This is a genomic window from Escherichia sp. 20412-1 (genome assembly GCF_003027595.1).
Lineage (GTDB): Bacteria > Pseudomonadota > Gammaproteobacteria > Enterobacterales > Enterobacteriaceae > Escherichia > Escherichia marmotae.
In genome coordinates, this window is the sequence record NZ_PYQM01000004.1 from 125374 (window position 1) to 142868 (window position 17495).

Consider the following 17495-nt stretch of genomic DNA (forward strand, 5'->3'; position numbering starts at 1 on the left):
TCTATAAAGCCTGCAACAAGCTGGCGAGTTCTCGATTGATCACCTGCTGGTTAAAATCGTGTTCGACTTTTTCGCGAGCGCGTTTGACTACCGGAGCCAGTTTGTCGGCATCCAGTTGGCTAAACGCCGCCAGTCGTTGCGCCAGTGCGCGAGCATCGTTCTCAGGCACCAGCCAGCCGGATTTATCGGCCTCCACCAGTTCCGGTATTCCGCTATGCAGAGTAGAAACAACCGGAATGCCGACCGCCATCGCTTCCATCAGCGCCACCGGAATGCCTTCCATATCACCGTCCGCGCCCGTTACCGATGGCAGCAGGAAGACATCCGCGTCGTCGAGCATCGCCTTCACTTCGTGGCTCGGTTTAAACCCCGGCATCTCCACCATATCTTCCAGTTGATACTGTTCGATGAGCGTGCGTAAACGCCGCTCCCACGGGCCGATGCCGAGGATGCGATAGCGAAACGCCACACCCTGCTCTTTCAACTGACGGCAGGCTTCGATCGCCACATGCAGGCCTTTTTTCTCGGTTAAGCGTGCGACGGAAATGATTTCCAGCGGCGTTGCGGGTGCTTTCACCGGACGCGGGCTAAAGCGCGTCATGTCCACGCCCATGCGCGATACGGCGATTTTTTCTCTGGGGCAGCCCATTTTTTGCAGCCTTCCGGCCCACAGATCGCTTATCGGTAACATCAGGTCGCCACGGCGAAACAGTTGTTGATATTCGGGGGTGTAGTGGTTGAGCACTTCCCGACTGGAGATATCAATGCCGTGGAAGATAGTAGCGATTTTGCCGTGAATGACACCCAGTTCACGCAATTTGGCTGCGGTTACCCCCGCAGGGCCAAAATGAGCGATGAACACATCGGCGCGAAACGGTGTTGCGACCTGACCACAAATGGCAGACAAAATCAGGTTCCGCGACTCGGCACCATAGCGTTTGAGGTTGAGCGCCTGCCAGGTGTTTTTACGATGAATGCCGCGTAAGGTCTGGCTGGCACGATGGCGTAGTTTCGCTACTTTGCCCTGAGGTTCGTCCTGTAACCAGCGAGTTTTAGCGGCAAGGTTGTATTGCGCCCATGCCGCATGGGTGTTTTGCGTATCGCCTTTTTGCAGCGCGACAATCTCCACCTCAAAGCCCATATCAATAAACGCAGTAATTTGGTTGAGGACGAAGGTTTCCGACGACAGCGGGAATTTCAGTAAAAAGAAGCCGACCTTCATTTCGCCTCCCCGATGCGTTCCAGTACGGACTGCACCATCTGCATTCCTGCCTGGCGTTCGCGCCTGACGGCTTCGCTAAGTCGCGCGTTCAGCGCCGGAAGCTGGCCTAAGGTATCCGCAACCATCGCTTGCAGGCTGCCGTCTAATAAATGACGAATATCCATCGCCATCTCCGGCAGCCCCAGTTGTTGCATAATCCCGGCGGATTTATGTTCGTAGTTGATAGCAATTGCCGGAGTGGCAAAGTTCATAGAGATAATGGCGGAGTGCAGGCGCGTACCGACAGTGAGTTCACAGGCAGCGAGAATTTTGCCCATTTCCAGATCGTTAAGTTCATCCATCACCACGTGGTAACGGGAAGGCTCGCTGATGTGCTGGCGCAGGTTGAGCGCCACCATGCGGTCATCTTTGTTGTAGCTGTCGATGCCCGTACAGGTGGAAAGCGCAATGACCTGATACCCTTCGTCGAGAATGCGATTGACCACCCCGGCAAAGGCTTGTTCATACGCTTGTTGAGTAGTGCCGAGGCGTTTATCAAACGGTGCCAGTTCGCGCAGAGTAATTGCCACGGTTTTCTGTTGGGATGCGACGCCCAGCCAGTGTTGGACGGCGTAGCTGGCGGTGTAATCTTCAGTGTGATGATCGACCAGCCAGGCGGTATCGACGCCGTGTTCGACTTTTGCGGTAGTGATATTGCTGCGTTTCATCAGCTCAAGGCTGACCGATTCGCGCAGGATCAATGCATCACAGTGACCAAAAACGTAGTTAGCCAGTTGGTTAAATTGCTCATCCTGGAACGGGCCGACGCTGTGACCAATCATAAACAGCGGCTTTTTCGCCATAAAGGTGCACAGAGCGTGTTCAAATTGCGGTACGCCGTAGAGATCGACAAAAAACGAACCACCGACCTGAATAATGGCGTCGTAACCTGATAGCAAGCGCACGAAGTCGGTAAATCCCTGGGCGATGGCAATATTACGCAGCTTGCCGGTGTCGGTGACGCGAGAGAGCAATACCTGGTGTTGGTAGCGGCGACGAAGGACTTTTTTTACGCGCCCGACAACGCCCGCCGCGCTGTTGTGTTGTTTCATTTGCAGGAACAGCGGATCGCCCATTACCGGGCGATTAAGCAGCCAGGAAGAACTGACCGGATAGCGGCTCATCACGTCCACTTCGGCGTGTGGATTGAGGATGTTGATGGCATCAAGTAAGCCACGCAAAATGGCGCTGTCGCCGCGGTTGCCGCAAGTGTGGTTGCCCAGAATAAGTAATTTCATTTTTTCCTCATAAATTTGATGCCAGGTGAGGTTGTGTTCGTTGCCGCTTTTTGCCTGATGCGACGCTGACGCGTCTTATCAGGCCTACAAAATCCGGGCACTGAACCGTAGGCCGGATAAGGCGTTTTACGCCGCATCCGGCATTCAACGCCTGATGCGACGCTGACGCGTCTTATCAGGCCTGCAAGATCCGAGCACTGAACCGTAGGCCGGATAAGGCGTTTTACGCCGCATCCGGCATTCAACGCCTGATGCGACGCTGACGCGTCTTATCAGGCCTACAAGATCCGGGCACTGAACCGTAGGCCGGATAAGGCGTTTTCACCACATCCGGCATTCAGCGCCTGATGCGACGCTGACGCGTCTTATCAGGCCTGCAAGATCCGAGCACTGAACCGTAGGCCGGATAAGGCGTTTTACGCCGCATCCGGCATTCAGCGCCTGATGCGACGCTGACGCGTCTTATCAGGCCTACAAAATCCGGGCACTGAACCGTAGGCCGGATAAGGCGTTTTACGCCGCATCCGGCATTCAGCGCCTGATGCGACGCTGGCGCGTATTATCAGGCCTACAAGATCCGGGCACTGAACCGTAGGCTGGATGAGGCGTTTTACGCCGCATCCGGCATTCAACGCCTGATGCGACGCTGACGCGTCTTATCAGGCCTACAAGATCCGGGCACTGAACCGTAGGCCGGATAAGGCGTTTTACGCCGCATCCGGCATTCAACACCTGATGCGACGCTGACGCGTCTTATCAGGCCTACAAGATCCGGGCACTGAACCGTAGGCCGGATAAGGCGTTTTACGCCGCATCCGGCATTCAGCGCCTGATGCGACGCTGACGCGTCTTATCAGGCCTACAAAATCCGGGCACTGAACCGTAGGCCGGATAAGGCGTTTTACGCCGCATCCGGCAACCGTTGCCGGAACCGAAAACAACAACTCACCCCGCCCGTAAAAGCATTTTCATTTTTTCGCTGCGACAAAACTGACGCTTCACTTCCACCACCAGCGGATGGCGCGACAGCACAATCATCACCACAAACGCCAGTGCGCCTGCGGTAATTTGCACCGCCAACAGCGTCCCCAGTGCCAGTTGCCCTTTCAGCACCACGCCCAGCACATAACTGATCACCAGCGTCGGTAATGAGAGATAAAACGGTAGCCACAAGCTCAGGATATACTGCCGATAACTGGAGCCGAGCACCGGTTTAATCATCACGAAATAACTCAGCACAGTGTTGATAATCTGCACTAGCAGGAAGCCAAGCGTGACGCCAATTGCGCCCGCCATCTGCCCACCAATAACAATCGCCGGAATAAACAGAAAGGTTTTGAATACGTTGAATTTAAAGCTGATATCGACCCGCGCTTTCGCCATCAGCAGCGAACCAATCGGGTTACCCACTGAACGCAGTAGCCCCACCACGCACAGCAATTGCAGCACCGGAATGATGCTGTTCCATTTCTCACCAAATACCAGCGGCACAAAATTATTGGCTACCACCATCAATCCCAACAGCACTGGAAAGTTGATAATCCCCACCACCGACAGCAGCTTGTAGAAGTTGACGCGCAGCTTTTCGGTGTCGTCCTGAATTTTGGCGAACGCTGGAAACAGCACGCGGGTGATTATCGGGTTCAACTTCATCGGCGGTACAACAGCCACGTTGTACGCCAGGTTGTAGCCCCCCGCCACGCCCGCGCCGAGAATACGTGCCAGCACCAGCGTTGAAAGGTTGGTATTGAGATAGTTGATGATGCTGTCTGCCGTCAGCCAGGCACCAAAGCGTAAGTTTGGTGCCACCGACGCCAGCGAAAAATGCAGGCCGGGACGATAAATTTTACGGCCAAAGTAGCCAAACAGCAGCGTTCTCACCGCACTATTGACCAGATAACCAAGGATTGCGGTCATCGCCAGTGGCCAGAAATGAGCGCTAACCACCGTAAAGGTAAAGCCCGCCAGCACGGCGCTGGTTTCGATCATGCCGATCTTGTTGAACTCCAGTTCCTTCTGCATCAACGCGCGGAACTGTTGCCCGTGGGGGATCACCACAAACGCCAGCGACAATGTTTTAATCAACGGCACCAAATCCGGGTTATTCAGCACGCCACCAATGGCGTCACTCAACAAAAACACCGCCGCGCACACCACGATCCCCAGCCCAACGTTCAGCCAGTACAGTGTGGTGAGTTCAAGGTGACTGATTTCTTTCCGCTGAATAATGGAGTTGGCGATGCCGAAGTCAGAAAGCGTATCTGCCAGCGTAATGATCACCAGCGACACGGTAAGCAGGCCGAACTGATGGTTATCGATAATCCGCGCCAACACGGTCATCTGTACCAGTCCCAGGCCGATGATGATCACCGTGGCAATCGCTGACCACTTCGCGCCACTGATGGTTTTTTCACGTAAGCTCATATCAATATGCCGCTTTGTTAACGAAGCCCTTGAACACCGTCAGGAAAACGATCCGGATATCGAACCAGACGCTCCATTCGCGGATATACTCAAGGTCAAACTCGACGCGTTTTTCCATTTTCTCCAGCGTGTCGGTCTCGCCGCGCCAGCCGTTAATCTGCGCCCAACCGGTAATGCCTGGTTTCACTTTATGGCGCAGCATGTAGCCTTCAATGAGCTGGCGATATTGTTCGTTATGCGCCACCGCGTGCGGGCGCGGACCAACAATCGACATTCCTCCCGTCAGCACATTGATAAATTGCGGCAGTTCATCCAGCGAGGTTCGACGTAGAAAGTTCCCCACTCTGGTCACACGCGGATCGTTTTGTGTCGCCTGGGTCACGACGTTGTCATTTTCCATCACTTTCATAGAGCGAAACTTCCACACTTTGATCGGCTTGCCATCCATGCCATAGCGGGTCTGGCGGAAAATTATTGGCCCAGGGGAACTCAGTTTCACTGCCAGGGCAATGCAGCACAGCACCGGGGAGATCAGCAGTAAGATCAAGGTAGCCAGCACAATATCTTCAGCACGTTTGATCAGGCGGTTAACCCCAGAAAGCGGCGTGTCGTACAGCGGCACCACCGGTACGCCGTTCATCTCTTCGATACGTGAATGGAGAATGTTGAAAGTAAATACATCGGGGATCAGCAGCACCGAACAGGTGGTGTCTGCCAACGCATGTACCAGCTTTTTCACTCGCGCGCCGTCGCACATCTGCATGGCGATATAGACGTTATGAATCTTGCCCGCTTTAGCGTCCTCAACCAGTTGTTGCAGGTTGCCTGCCCAGTCATTAGAAACGCCGCCCGGCTTCGGATCGTGGTATACGCCCACCACTTCAAACCCCAGCCACGGCTGATTACGGAAGCTCTCGATCAGCATTTGTCCGGCGGCTAAGTCCCCCGCCACCGCGACCATGCGTTTGTTATAGCCATGATTACGCAACCATCCCGCACCGATACGAATGCATGAACGGCAAACCACCAGTCCGATGCTGGTCAGCAGATACCACGCCAGCCAGACCTTCAGTTGCGTATCGAAATCATTATTAAACGCCACCAGTCCGGCGCTAAAAATCACGCTTAGCGTCCAGTTTTGTAGCAGCAGGGCAAATTCTGTCGTTGCCCGAACACCGCGCCAGGAGCGATAAAAATCGGTGATGCCGCCCAACATCTGGAACACCACCAGCGTAATCAGCGCCACCAACAGATGCATGTAGAAGAATGACCGCCCGCTCACTTCGCAAACCAGCCATAGCCCGGCAAACATGATGGTGATATCTGAAAAGCGTTGCACCATAGAGATTAACGATGCATTGGTTTTCGCTCGCTCGCGCTTTTTTAGATTTGTCATCGTTGTTCCTGTTATTAGCCCCTTACCCGCAATGGGGTAAGGGAAAAACAGACATTACTCGTTCAGCAACGTCAGCAGAGTGCGCGTTCGCGCTTCCATCAGCGGCACATCGCCGCGCGATTCCACATTCAGCCGCACCACCGGTTCAGTGTTGGAGGAGCGCAGATTGAAACGCCAGTCGGCAAAGGTCATGCTGATGCCGTCGGTGCGATCCACCGCCAGCGCCTCGCGGCTAAAGTGCTGTTCGACGCGGTTAATTGCCTCAGCGGGTTGCGCCAGCTTGCTGTTGATCTCCCCACTTGCCGGAAATGCCGTCATGCGGTCACGCACCAGTTCACCCAGTGTTTTCCCTTTCAGGCACACCAGTTCGGCTACCAACAGCCACGGGATCATGCCGCTGTCGCAATAAGCAAAATCACGGAAATAGTGATGGGCGCTCATTTCGCCACCGTAGATGGCGTCTTCCTTGCGCATACGTTCTTTAATAAAGGCGTGTCCGGTTTTCGACATCACCGGCGTACCGCCTGCAGCGGTCACCACATCGACAGTGTTCCAGGAGAGACGCGGATCGTGGATGATCTTCGCGCCAGGATTTTTTTCGAGGAACGCTTCTGCCAGCAGGCCGACGATGTAGTAGCCCTCGATAAACTGCCCTTTTTCGTCGAACAGGAAGCAGCGGTCGAAATCGCCATCAAAGGCAATACCCATGTCCGCACCGTGTTTGATAACCGCATTACGCGTATCGTCGCGGCATTCCGGCAGCAGCGGATTAGGAATACCGTTGGGGAAATTGCCGTCTGGCGTGTTGTGCACCTTGATTAATTCCACGGGGGCGTCGAGTGCTTTCAGACGGGCTTCGATAGCATCCACCACCGGCCCCGCAGCGCCGTTACCGGCGTTGATCACCAGCTTGAGCGGCGTGAGGTTTTTGTGGTTGATATAACCGAACAGGTGATCAACGTAAGCGTCACGCAGGTTGATTTGCTGATAGCGACCGCGTGTTGTTTCATCGACAGGCGGGAAGTCATTGGCTTCAGCCAGACGCTGGACGTCGCGCAGTCCGGTATCGCCGCTGATCGGGCGAGCCCCTTCGCGCACCAGTTTCATGCCGTTGTAATCCATCGGATTATGGCTGGCGGTGACTTCGATACCGCCATCTACGCCGAGATGGAACGTGGCAAAATAGATCTCTTCGGTGCCTGACATGCCGATATCCAGCACATCGACGCCCGCGTCCTGTAAACCTTTTGCCAGCGCCAGTTTTAAGGTTTCACTGGTGAGGCGGACATCACCACCTAATACAATGGTTTTCGGTTTAAGAAATTCGCCATAGGCGCGACCAATACGCCAGGCAATATCTTCATTCAGTTCTTCGCCTAATTTTCCGCGAATATCGTAGGCTTTAAAGCAGGTTAATTTTTTCATGTCGATACCCTTTTTCAGGCAATAGTTGGCCCTGACCGAAGCGGCCAATTTTGTTTTTGTCGTTATTTACATCGCGATTCGGCATTCATTGCCTGATACGACGCTACCGCGTCTTATCAGGCCTACAAAACCCGAACCACAGGTCGGATAAGGCGTTTACACGCGTCCGTAGCGATCCGAAAAACGCACCACATCATCCTCTTCGAGATAAGAGCCGGAGCGCACTTCAATTAAATCGAGCGGAATTTTCCCCGGATTTTCCAGGCAATGCGTCGCCCCCAGCGGAATATAAATGGACTCGTTTTCACCAAGCAGTTTGATATCACCGTCAATGGTGACTTTTGCCGTTCCCGCCACCACCACCCAGTGTTCTGCCCGGTGATGGTGCATCTGTACCGACAACCCCTCGCCCGGTTTCACGGTGATGCGTTTCACCTGGTAGCGGTCGCCTGCGTCGATAGAGTCATATTTGCCCCACGGGCGGTACACTTCGCGATGCACCCGATGCTCATGACGACCATCAGCTTTGATCTGCTCGACCACTTTTTTCACATCCTGCACCGCGTTCCGATCGGCAATCAACACCGCGTCTTTGGTCTGCACCACGACCAGATCTTTCACCCCAACGGTGGTCACCAGGCCAGATTCGGCATACACATAGCTGTTTTCGGTTTTGTGATTAATCACGTCGCCGTGGCAAACATTGCCCTCGGCGGTGTGTGCGCTGATCTCCCATAATGAGGACCAGGAACCGACATCGCTCCAGCCCGCATCCATCGGCACCACAACGGCATCTGCCGTGCGTTCCATGACCGCGTAATCCACCGACTCTTCCGGGCAGGCGAGAAACGCTTCTTCATCCACACGAATAAAATCGAGATCAGGATCGATGGCGCTCATCGCTTTTTCACAGGCGTCGAGAATATCCGGACGATATTTTTTCAGTTCTTCGAGATAACGTCCGGCGCGGAACAGGAACATGCCGCTGTTCCAGTAATAATCACCGTTTGCCACATAGCCCTGCGCGGTTTCCAGATTCGGTTTTTCGACAAACTGCGCCACTTCAAAGGCCACCATATCCTGCTCGCCGGGGGAAACGTCGCCGCGACGAATATAGCCATAACCGGTTTCAGGTAGATCCGGCACAATGCCGAAGGTCACCAGCTTGCCCGCTTCGGCATACGGCATGGCATTACGCACGGCGCTGCGAAAAGCGTCCTCATCGGCAATCACATGATCCGCCGCCAGCACCAGCATTAACGGGTCGCTCTCGGGGCTATGGCGTTTTGTCGCCAGTGCCGCCAGCGCAATGGCAGGTGCGGTGTTGCGCCCTACCGGTTCGAGAATAATGTTCTCGGTGAGTTTGTTTAGTTGACGCAATTGCTCCGCGACAATAAAACGATGTTGTTCATTGCAAATCACCACCGGGCTTTCGCACTCCACGCCGTTCAGGCGGCAGATGGTGGTTTGCAGCATGGTGAGATCACCTTTCAGGCATAAAAACTGCTTGGGGTAAAGTACGCGGGAAAGCGGCCATAAGCGGCTACCGGAGCCACCTGCCATCACCACAGGATAGAGTTTCGACTGCGCCATAATTATCCCCGAATATCATTTATAAATTGACGTAACACGTTCTCTTTATCGAGCGTGCGTTCGGCATATTCACGTGCCACCGTGTTGTGTCTGGGCAGCAGGAGCGCCTGGCGGATCCCCGCCACCAGCGCCTCTACCGATTCCGGTTCTACGCAAACCGCAATACCTGGAAAGGTGGCGCAAAGCTGCCCCAGTTCTGTGTGGGCTTCTGCGGTAATCACCGCGTTACCGCCTGCCGCCAGAATATTGGTCAGTTTCGACGGCAATACGGCATCTGCCGCGCCGCGTTTTTGCACTACCAGATGGCAATCGCCCATCTTCAGCAGCGCGGGCAAGGCTTTATACGATTGCAGCGGGAAAAATTGCATGTTGCGCAGTCCACGCTGCTGCGCCATTTTTTCCAGCCGCGCTTTGCCGCCGCCCTGCCCGACAATGGCAAAAATCAACGGTTCATCGCGCAGGCGATCGGCGGCTTCAATAACGTTTTCCAGCCCCTGCTTTTCGCCAATATTGCCGGAGTAAAGAATGATTTTTTTGTTATCCGGCAGACCAAGCTGGTTACGAAGGGCGTCGACATCGGCCTGTGCAACGTGCTGAAAACGGGCGATTTCCGACCAGTTGGGGAAGAAGATGACTTTTTCCGCCGCCACGCCTTTTTCGATGGCTTTATTCATCATCGAGCGTGAAATCGTGGAGACATTATCAACGTTGTGCAGCCCGCTACGTTCGAACGCTGTTGCCAGGCGGGCCACTTTGCCGCCGTTGCCTTTTCCGGCAAGACCCAGCCCCAGCATGGCGTCCACTTCGTAATCCTGAATATGCAGCACGGTACGCGCGCCAGAGAGTTTTGCCAGCAGGCGCATTCCCGGCGTGCAAAACAGCGTTGGCACCACGCCGATAATGCGATCCGGCCTCCAGCGGCGTTGCGCCATCAGCGGGAAGAAACTGCTGACGGCAAAACTGCCAAGATGCAAAAGGCGTTTCAGGGTACTGGGCTGTTCTGGCACATACAGCGGGCAGCGCCACACCGTGGCTGCGCCCTCTTCCCGTTTGTACCGCCAGGCGGAATAGTTCTCGCCCACCTGCCACTGCGGATAGTAAGGCGGCGCGGTAATGACCCGCACTTCATGACCTTGTGCTGCCAGCCATTCCACCATCTCGCCAGTGTATTTGCCGATACCGGTTAGCTCTGGCGAGTAGTTAATGCCGTAGACCAGAATTTTCATAAGCCAGGCACTCCGGCACGCTTCTCAGCGAGAAAATAGGCGCGGCTGTTCGCATGAACATCGTCACTGGCCAGCAGCGCGTCCGCCGTCAACCAGCGGTAATCTTCATGCTGTTCGTCCGGCAGCAACAGCTCTTCTTCCGCTACCCTGAAGCGAAAACCGAGCACCACATAGTGGGTGGTGAAATCTGTACCGGAGAAGTTATCGTCATAAAAATGCTGCCAGACGCCGTAAAACTGGCCTGCTTTCATCGGCAGTCGCAGCCCCAGTTCCGCCAGCGTCAGCCGCTCAAATGCGGCTTCCAGCGTTTCATCCTTCTGCACGCGCCCTCCCGGCACAAACCAGTAACCCTGCGCCGGGCGGTTGGTTCTTTTGCCAAGCAGGAACTCGCCGCGGCTGTTCTCGACAATAAAGTCGAGAGAGACAAGCGGGGTCGAGCGCACTACTGTGGCAAAGTCTTCCTGACGTAAAAACATCATTACCCCCGAAAACGCTCTTGATTCTCAAGAAACCACTGGTAGGTGCTGGCAAGCCCCGCCTCCAGTGAGATTTCGTGATACCAGCCAAGTTGATGCAGGCGTGTCACATCCAACAGTTTGCGCGGCGTGCCGTCCGGTTTGCTGGCGTCGAAAACTACCCGACCTTTGTAGCCCACCACTTTAGCGATAGTTTGCGCCAGCTCGCGGATGGTGCAGTCAACGCCGGTGCCAACGTTAATGTGCGACAGCATCGGCTGGGTGTTCTCCAACCAGACTTCGTGCGCCAGCTCCATCACATGAATGCTCGCCGCCGCCATATCATCGACATGCAGAAATTCGCGCATCGGTGTGCCGCTGCCCCACACCACCACGTCCGGCGCATTCTGTGCTGTCGCCTCGTGGAAGCGGCGCAGCAATGCAGGGATCACGTGCGAGTGACTCGGGTGGAAGTTGTCATGTGGCCCGTACAGGTTGGTCGGCATGACCGAGCGGTAATCGCGTCCATATTGGCGGTTGTATGATTCGCACAGTTTGATCCCGGCGATTTTGGCAATCGCGTAGGGCTCATTGGTCGGCTCCAGCGTCCCCTGTAACAACTCGCTTTCTGCCATCGGCTGTTTTGCCAGTTTTGGGTAGATGCAGGACGAACCGAGAAAGAGCAGTTTGTTCACGTCGTTCTGATGCGCGGCATGAATGATGTTGCTCTCAATCATCATGTTCTGGTAGATGAAATCCGCCGGATAAGTATTGTTGGCAACAATGCCGCCCACTTTCGCCGCCGCCAGATACACCTGGTCAATGCGCTCACTGGCAAAGAAATCATCCACCGCGCGGCTGTCCAGCAGGTTCAGTTCGTCGCGGGTACGCAATACCAGTTCCACATCGCCGCGCTGTTCGAGCTGGCGCTTGATGGCGGAACCGACCATCCCGCGATGGCCAGCGATAAAAATACGTTGTTTACTCATGCTTAAGACTCCAGCGCGATCGCCACGTCGTAGCCGTGAGATTTCAGCAGAGAGTGTTTTTTCGCTGCCTCAAGGTCGTTAGCCACCATTTCAGAGACCATCTCTTTGAGGGTGATTTCCGGTTTCCAGCCCAGTTTTTCGTGCGCTTTGGTCGGATCACCGAGCAGCGTTTCAACTTCAGCCGGACGGAAGTAACGTGGGTCAACGGCGATAATTACATCACCCGGTTTTACGCCTGGTGCGTCATGCCCGGTGACGGAAACCACTATGCCCTTCTCTTCAACGCCCGTGCCTTCAAAGCGCAGTTTGATACCCAGTTGTGCCGCCGCCATTTCCACAAACTGGCGCACGGAGTACTGAACGCCGGTAGCGATAACGAAATCTTCTGGCTGTTCCTGTTGCAGCATCATCCACTGCATTTTTACGTAATCTTTGGCATGCCCCCAGTCACGCAGGGAATCCATATTGCCGAGGTACAGGCAGGACTCCAGCCCCTGAGCGATGTTGGCGATTGCGCGGGTAATTTTGCGGGTGACGAAGGTTTCGCCACGGCGCGGCGATTCATGATTAAACAGAATGCCGTTGCAGGCGTACATGCCATAGGATTCGCGGTAGTTGACGGTTATCCAGTAGGCGTACAGTTTGGCGACCGCATACGGAGAGCGCGGGTAGAACGGCGTAGTCTCTTTCTGTGGAATTTCCTGCACCAGACCGTATAGTTCAGAGGTGGAAGCCTGATAGAAACGGGTTTTCTTTTCCAGACCGAGGAAGCGGATCGCCTCCAGCAGACGCAGCGTGCCCATCGCGTCAACGTCTGCGGTATATTCCGGTGATTCAAAAGAAACCGCAACGTGGCTCATCGCGCCCAGGTTGTACACTTCGTCCGGCTGTACTTCACGCAAAATGCGCGTCAGGTTGGAGGTATCACTCAGGTCGCCATAATGCAGATGGAATTTCGGGTTGCAGGTGTGTGGATCCTGATAAATATGATCCACGCGCTCGGTATTGAATGACGATGCGCGGCGCTTAATACCATGCACCTCGTAACCTTTCTCCAGCAGCAGTTCTGCCAGGTAAGAACCATCTTGTCCGGTTACGCCGGTGATGAGAGCGACTTTTGACATGTCTTATTCCTCTGTATTTTTTGAATTTATTCAGTTTCAACGCGTTTGCGTATCACCACTGCGGGGTTCCCCCGGCAAACCACATTTGCCGGAAGCGATTTAAAAACACTGCTTCGCGCACCTACGACGGTGCCGTCGGCAATAGTGACGCCGGGCGCGACAAAAACATCCGTCGCCAGCCAGCATTTCTCGCCAATCACAATTGGCAAGGCGTTAATAGTGAAATAGTCACTTGCATGATCATGACTGCCGGTACACAAATAACTTTTTTGTGAAATTACCGAATGAGCGCCAATGGTAATTTCGCCAAGGGTATATAAATTAACCTCATCACCGATCCACGCGTAATCACCTAAAGTTAATTTCCACGGATAAGTAATTTTTACTGACGGGCGAATAACTACGTTTTTTCCTATTTTTGCGCCGAATAAACGTAACAAAAATGCCCGCCAGCGATACAATACTTGCGGTGACCAGGCAAATAATGTTGCCTGTACCGTCCACCATAATTGCACTTTAATCGCGTTGCCGCCCCGGAACCCTTTCGGCACTGAAAACCCACTTAAATCCTGCATCGTTTTCCCTTATATTCAGCTTTTGTTATATAAGGCTTTCGTCTTTGAGGTAGTACGCTGGCGTAAATGCCAGGATAATTCAGCCCAGAAGCCAGGCACATGTAATATTTGTCGTTGTACTTTTTTGGCGTCTGCACACAATTCCATATTATTGGTGGTAGAAATTCCGCCCATGGAAAATTCAGACACCAGGCCATTGAGTTTTTTAAATGCATAACCGGCCTTATACATTTTGGCCGCCAGCGCGTAATCGGAAGAAACTTTATATTCCAGATCATAGCGCCATTTTTTCAGACCAGAAACCGGGAAAAATATCGCCTGATGACTGGCGGGCAGACTGTGATAAATATACCAGCCAGGTTTGGCGCTACGTTTAATTTTATGGCCATCGCCAAAATCCAGCAGCGCATCGCCAGTGACCATCACGTTATCTTGTTGTGTTTTTAACTTACGCACAAAATTCGCGGCATTCGGGTGAAAGATATCGCCCGAGTTAAGAAACAAAGCAAATTTGCCTTGCGCCATCGCAATGCCTTTGTTCATGGCGTCGTAGATGCCGTTATCTGGCTCACTGACAAAGCGTAAGTTATGAACACCATTGAGATTTTCCAGATACTCACGGCTGCCGTCGTTCGAACCGCCATCGACAACAATCCATTCGAAGCTGATATCCTCCGCCTGCGCCAGATGCGTCAGGGAGGCGTGTGTTTTAACTATCCCTTCGAGATTACGAAACGCGACGGTGATTATGCTAAGCAACATGTTCTTTCTTACCTCGTAATACCCGTCATACTTCAAGCTGCATGTGCGTTGGTTTTCCTCGCTCCCCCCAGTCACGTACTCGTGTAGGCTCCTGGGATTCGCTGTGTCACCAACTTCCTGCAACTCGAATTATTTAGGGTGTATATTTAACGCTTTTCGCAAAATAAACGGACAGACGATTAAAAATGCATATTCCGGGCTAAATATTGAACCGGTAAAAAACAGCGACACCGGAGTAAAAAGATATAATTGCACGCGAAAATTGCGGTTATCACCAAAAGCGTTGAGCATCATTTTTATCACTTTCCCCATGTACCACAGCGATAAAAACACCGCGAACCAGGAAAAATAAATAATCAGCAGATATAAACCATTGTCTATGGTTTTTCCGACATCCGCACCGTTAAATATTCCGAATGATGCGACATATTCATAAAGTGAGCCAAATCTGACCACACCGTCAATATGGGTCAAAGAATAACCGACCATCACCAGCGGACCAACAATACGATAATACGATGACGATCCTTCCGTACCTAAATCTCCCAGACGGGTGGAAATATAAGGAAACGCAATGACCACACCAACCAGGAATACAGCCAAAGAAATCAATGCCAGCGGTAATTTTTTCTTAATCGCCTCTTTATTCAGATACTGGAATGCCCACTCCAGCAAATAAAACAGGATAAAGGTCATAACCCCTGAAAACGATCCGGATAATATTATCCCTGCGAGAATCATAGCATCGGTTTTAGGGGTTTTGATACCAAACTGTTTGATACTGAGCCAAATTGAGATTAATGCCAGAGCGAAAAATGCTGGTTCGAAATAAAGTGCCGTGGTGCGCTTGCCACCGAATTTAATGAAATTCAGTACATAGCTGTTACTGTAAATCAGGTATTTCGAAATCGACTCCATAATACTGCTGCCGCCAGTAAGGATAATTTGCGCCATCTCCACCGCCGCCAGCACCACCACCAGCCCAACCACCAAATAAAAGAAGCGTAATATCTTGCGGTGGTTGTGTGGCGAAATGGTTTTAAAGCGAATGCTCCACACCATGCCAATAATGATCACGATATAGACAAACAGCATCGTCGAGGTAACGTATTTGCTGGCATCCAAAGACTGACCAAACAGGTAGTTAAACGCCGTGAGTCCCGCACCAATCCCTAACGCTATCATCAATTTTTTAACGCTGATGCGCTCTAAAAACAGCAACAACAAGACAGGCAAAAAGGTGACGATGGTGATGGGAAAACTTTCGCCAAGCTGGGCGATTTTGACGTTAACCAGCAGGTAAATCAGCGGCAACAGCAGGTAGCTACAGATCCTGATAGAACTTGACATACTCCTCCAGCATCTGTTGTCCACTGTAGGCGGTGCGACTGCGCTGGCTGAACCCGGTAAGTGTGGTGCCAAATATCGCCTGCGCGATTTCTGGTTTACTTAACTGCACCAGTTGCAGCACTTCTTCTTCGCTGACGGTTTTACCGCCAGACTTTTGCAGCACTTCCCACGCCGCGTCGCTGTGAGTGGCAATCACCGGCACACCGATGGATAACGCTTCACACAAAATCAGCGGGTAGTTATCGACGCGAGAGCTAAATACCAGCGCATCCATTTGATTAAGCGCACTCATCAGCTTACGTTTGTCGGTTTCAAAACCGTGATTGACCACGTTGCCTGCGCTAAACGGCGAGAACTTACCGAAGGTATGAAGTTCGATTTTATCGCCCAGCGCCATCATTTCGCGTACCAGTCGCTGGTTAGTTTTGCCGTCATAACGCAGGTCATGCGCCACCACAGCGATTTTCGGCTTGCCCTGGGTTTCGCGCACCGGTGGCAGTTCCGCCAGAATTGCCTCGGTTGCCACGTCAATCCCGTTATTGATAATCCGGCAACGTCCAGGCCCGTACAGACTATTGAAAGCGTCAGCCACATGCTGGCTGGGGGAAATAAACTGACAGCCCAGCGCCAGCATCTCACGGAACAACTGGCGTTTGCCTGTAACTCGCTGGTGCGCGCGATCAACCTTCACCGGCGGATAGTTATTTAGAGTCGAGCATTTCTGACAGCCCGTTTTCCAGCCTTCACAACCGTCGGTAAAGGCGCAGCGTCCGGTGACACTCCAGTGGTCGTGCAGCGTCCAGAGCAGAGTGACATCTGGCTTGTGGTTTTTCACTTTTTCGCAAAATCTCACCACGTTGTTGAGATTCAACCAGTAACTGTGCAGGACATGAAAATGCAGCACCACTGGCCCCTGCGTGCGGGTAATGGTGCGATATAACGCATTAAAATTGCCGAACACGTCGCGGTTAAACAGTGGAAACAGTGCGATATTCGCCATCGCCGTCAGGCGTGGGGTGTGTTTAATCACCTGCGGATAGTTTTGATGGCTGACACTCTCTTTGCCGCCCTTGCCGTAGCCGTAGACAAAATGTGACGCCAGCCCCTGTTGCAGTGCGCGCTGGTGGAGATCTAACGCCACGCCTGCCGCCCCGCCCTCCGCCAGCCGCACATTAAATTGCAAAATATTCATTTAATTACCTTCACTCGCGCTTTTTCTCCCACCACCAGCGCGTTGTCCGGGACAGCATCGAGCACCACGCTGCCCGCGCCGACAGTCACGTTGTGACCAATGGTGATATCGCCAAGAATAATGACATTGGCACCGAGTTCGACGCCGTTGCCAATTTGGGGGCACGCCATGTTGTCGGCTCCTCGATTGCCAATAGTGACACCGTGGCGAATGGTGAAATCATCCCCCGCCACCACGTTTTTATTGATCACCACCGCGTAGCCGTGATGGATGGTAAAACGACGTCCGATGGTCGCGGCAGCCTGGATTTCATAACCGAAAAAGCATTCAGTGATAATGCGATACAGCACCAGCAGCGGAACCGCCCACAGATTGTTGAGGACGTTCTTTTTGCGCCACACCGAGCAAAAATGGGCAACGCGATAGGCGAGAACCATGCAGCACGGGCGGAGACTCCAGCTATTGGCGCGCAGATCTTCCAGCAT

Annotated in this window: 15 protein-coding genes; all 15 read right to left on the reverse strand. The window is 53.2% G+C overall.

The window, feature by feature from the left end:
* Window position 1: 1 nt before the first annotated feature.
* Complete coding sequence (wcaL, locus tag C7B16_RS05035; RefSeq protein ID WP_072795316.1) at window positions 2-1222, reverse strand: colanic acid biosynthesis glycosyltransferase WcaL; 1221 nt, start codon at window positions 1220-1222, stop codon at window positions 2-4.
* Complete coding sequence (gene wcaK / locus C7B16_RS05040) at window positions 1219-2499, reverse strand: colanic acid biosynthesis pyruvyl transferase WcaK (RefSeq protein WP_096263655.1); 1281 nt, start codon at window positions 2497-2499, stop codon at window positions 1219-1221. The genes wcaL and wcaK overlap by 4 nt, the downstream gene beginning before the upstream one ends.
* A gap of 945 nt (window positions 2500-3444) precedes the next feature.
* The gene (gene wzxC / locus C7B16_RS05045; RefSeq protein ID WP_107179426.1) at window positions 3445-4923 is read right to left on the reverse strand and encodes a colanic acid undecaprenyl disphosphate flippase WzxC; all 1479 of its coding nucleotides are present in this window, start codon (window positions 4921-4923) and stop codon (window positions 3445-3447) included.
* Between the two features lies 1 nt (window position 4924).
* Entirely contained in the window at window positions 4925-6319 is a 1395-nt protein-coding gene (gene wcaJ, locus C7B16_RS05050; RefSeq protein WP_000183151.1) for an undecaprenyl-phosphate glucose phosphotransferase, read from the reverse strand.
* A gap of 54 nt (window positions 6320-6373) precedes the next feature.
* A complete protein-coding gene (gene cpsG / locus C7B16_RS05055) occupies window positions 6374-7744 on the reverse strand; it encodes a colanic acid biosynthesis phosphomannomutase CpsG (RefSeq protein ID WP_096263657.1) in 1371 nt (456 codons plus the stop codon).
* A 156-nt stretch (window positions 7745-7900) separates the two neighbouring features.
* Window positions 7901-9337: a mannose-1-phosphate guanyltransferase gene (gene cpsB, locus C7B16_RS05060; protein ID WP_000079312.1), complete on the reverse strand. Its 1437-nt coding sequence runs from the start codon at window positions 9335-9337 to the stop codon at window positions 7901-7903.
* A gap of 2 nt (window positions 9338-9339) precedes the next feature.
* Complete coding sequence (wcaI, locus tag C7B16_RS05065; RefSeq protein WP_000699674.1) at window positions 9340-10563, reverse strand: colanic acid biosynthesis fucosyltransferase WcaI; 1224 nt, start codon at window positions 10561-10563, stop codon at window positions 9340-9342.
* The gene (gmm, locus tag C7B16_RS05070) at window positions 10560-11039 is read right to left on the reverse strand and encodes a GDP-mannose mannosyl hydrolase (protein WP_107179427.1); all 480 of its coding nucleotides are present in this window, start codon (window positions 11037-11039) and stop codon (window positions 10560-10562) included. The genes wcaI and gmm overlap by 4 nt, the downstream gene beginning before the upstream one ends.
* Window positions 11040-11041: 2 nt before the next feature.
* Window positions 11042-12007, reverse strand: coding sequence for a GDP-L-fucose synthase (gene fcl, locus C7B16_RS05075; protein ID WP_016248895.1), 966 nt, complete (start codon window positions 12005-12007; stop codon window positions 11042-11044).
* Window positions 12008-12009: 2 nt separating this feature from the next.
* Window positions 12010-13131, reverse strand: a complete 1122-nt coding sequence (gene gmd, locus C7B16_RS05080) for a GDP-mannose 4,6-dehydratase (protein WP_000048206.1) — start codon at window positions 13129-13131, stop codon at window positions 12010-12012.
* A gap of 26 nt (window positions 13132-13157) precedes the next feature.
* Window positions 13158-13706, reverse strand: coding sequence for a colanic acid biosynthesis acetyltransferase WcaF (wcaF, locus tag C7B16_RS05085; protein ID WP_001516634.1), 549 nt, complete (start codon window positions 13704-13706; stop codon window positions 13158-13160).
* 15 nt (window positions 13707-13721) lie between these two features.
* Window positions 13722-14468, reverse strand: a complete 747-nt coding sequence (wcaE, locus tag C7B16_RS05090) for a colanic acid biosynthesis glycosyltransferase WcaE (protein WP_001516635.1) — start codon at window positions 14466-14468, stop codon at window positions 13722-13724.
* A 129-nt stretch (window positions 14469-14597) separates the two neighbouring features.
* Complete coding sequence (wcaD, locus tag C7B16_RS05095; protein WP_107179428.1) at window positions 14598-15818, reverse strand: colanic acid polymerase WcaD; 1221 nt, start codon at window positions 15816-15818, stop codon at window positions 14598-14600.
* On the reverse strand, window positions 15793-17010 hold the full coding sequence (wcaC, locus tag C7B16_RS05100; protein WP_107179429.1) for a colanic acid biosynthesis glycosyltransferase WcaC: 1218 nt from the start codon (window positions 17008-17010) through the stop codon (window positions 15793-15795). Before wcaC ends, wcaD begins: the two co-directional genes overlap by 26 nt.
* Window positions 17007-17495 (reverse strand): colanic acid biosynthesis acetyltransferase WcaB, encoded by a 489-nt coding sequence (gene wcaB / locus C7B16_RS05105; RefSeq protein ID WP_000888754.1) that lies wholly within the window; start codon window positions 17493-17495, stop codon window positions 17007-17009. Before wcaB ends, wcaC begins: the two co-directional genes overlap by 4 nt.

What these genes read in the sequence shown, in the direction of transcription:
- wcaL (WP_072795316.1), bottom strand. Translation starts at nt 1,222, where the DNA reads ATGAAGGTCGGCTTCTTTTTACTGAAATTCCCGCTGTCGTCGGAAACC.
- wcaK (WP_096263655.1), bottom strand. Translation starts at nt 2,499, where the DNA reads ATGAAATTACTTATTCTGGGCAACCACACTTGCGGCAACCGCGGCGAC.
- wzxC (WP_107179426.1), bottom strand. Translation starts at nt 4,923, where the DNA reads ATGAGCTTACGTGAAAAAACCATCAGTGGCGCGAAGTGGTCAGCGATT.
- wcaJ (WP_000183151.1), bottom strand. Translation starts at nt 6,319, where the DNA reads ATGACAAATCTAAAAAAGCGCGAGCGAGCGAAAACCAATGCATCGTTA.
- cpsG (WP_096263657.1), bottom strand. Translation starts at nt 7,744, where the DNA reads ATGAAAAAATTAACCTGCTTTAAAGCCTACGATATTCGCGGAAAATTA.
- cpsB (WP_000079312.1), bottom strand. Translation starts at nt 9,337, where the DNA reads ATGGCGCAGTCGAAACTCTATCCTGTGGTGATGGCAGGTGGCTCCGGT.
- wcaI (WP_000699674.1), bottom strand. Translation starts at nt 10,563, where the DNA reads ATGAAAATTCTGGTCTACGGCATTAACTACTCGCCAGAGCTAACCGGT.
- gmm (WP_107179427.1), bottom strand. Translation starts at nt 11,039, where the DNA reads ATGTTTTTACGTCAGGAAGACTTTGCCACAGTAGTGCGCTCGACCCCG.
- fcl (WP_016248895.1), bottom strand. Translation starts at nt 12,007, where the DNA reads ATGAGTAAACAACGTATTTTTATCGCTGGCCATCGCGGGATGGTCGGT.
- gmd (WP_000048206.1), bottom strand. Translation starts at nt 13,131, where the DNA reads ATGTCAAAAGTCGCTCTCATCACCGGCGTAACCGGACAAGATGGTTCT.
- wcaF (WP_001516634.1), bottom strand. Translation starts at nt 13,706, where the DNA reads ATGCAGGATTTAAGTGGGTTTTCAGTGCCGAAAGGGTTCCGGGGCGGC.
- wcaE (WP_001516635.1), bottom strand. Translation starts at nt 14,468, where the DNA reads ATGTTGCTTAGCATAATCACCGTCGCGTTTCGTAATCTCGAAGGGATA.
- wcaD (WP_107179428.1), bottom strand. Translation starts at nt 15,818, where the DNA reads ATGTCAAGTTCTATCAGGATCTGTAGCTACCTGCTGTTGCCGCTGATT.
- wcaC (WP_107179429.1), bottom strand. Translation starts at nt 17,010, where the DNA reads ATGAATATTTTGCAATTTAATGTGCGGCTGGCGGAGGGCGGGGCGGCA.
- wcaB (WP_000888754.1), bottom strand. Translation starts at nt 17,495, where the DNA reads ATGCTGGAAGATCTGCGCGCCAATAGCTGGAGTCTCCGCCCGTGCTGC.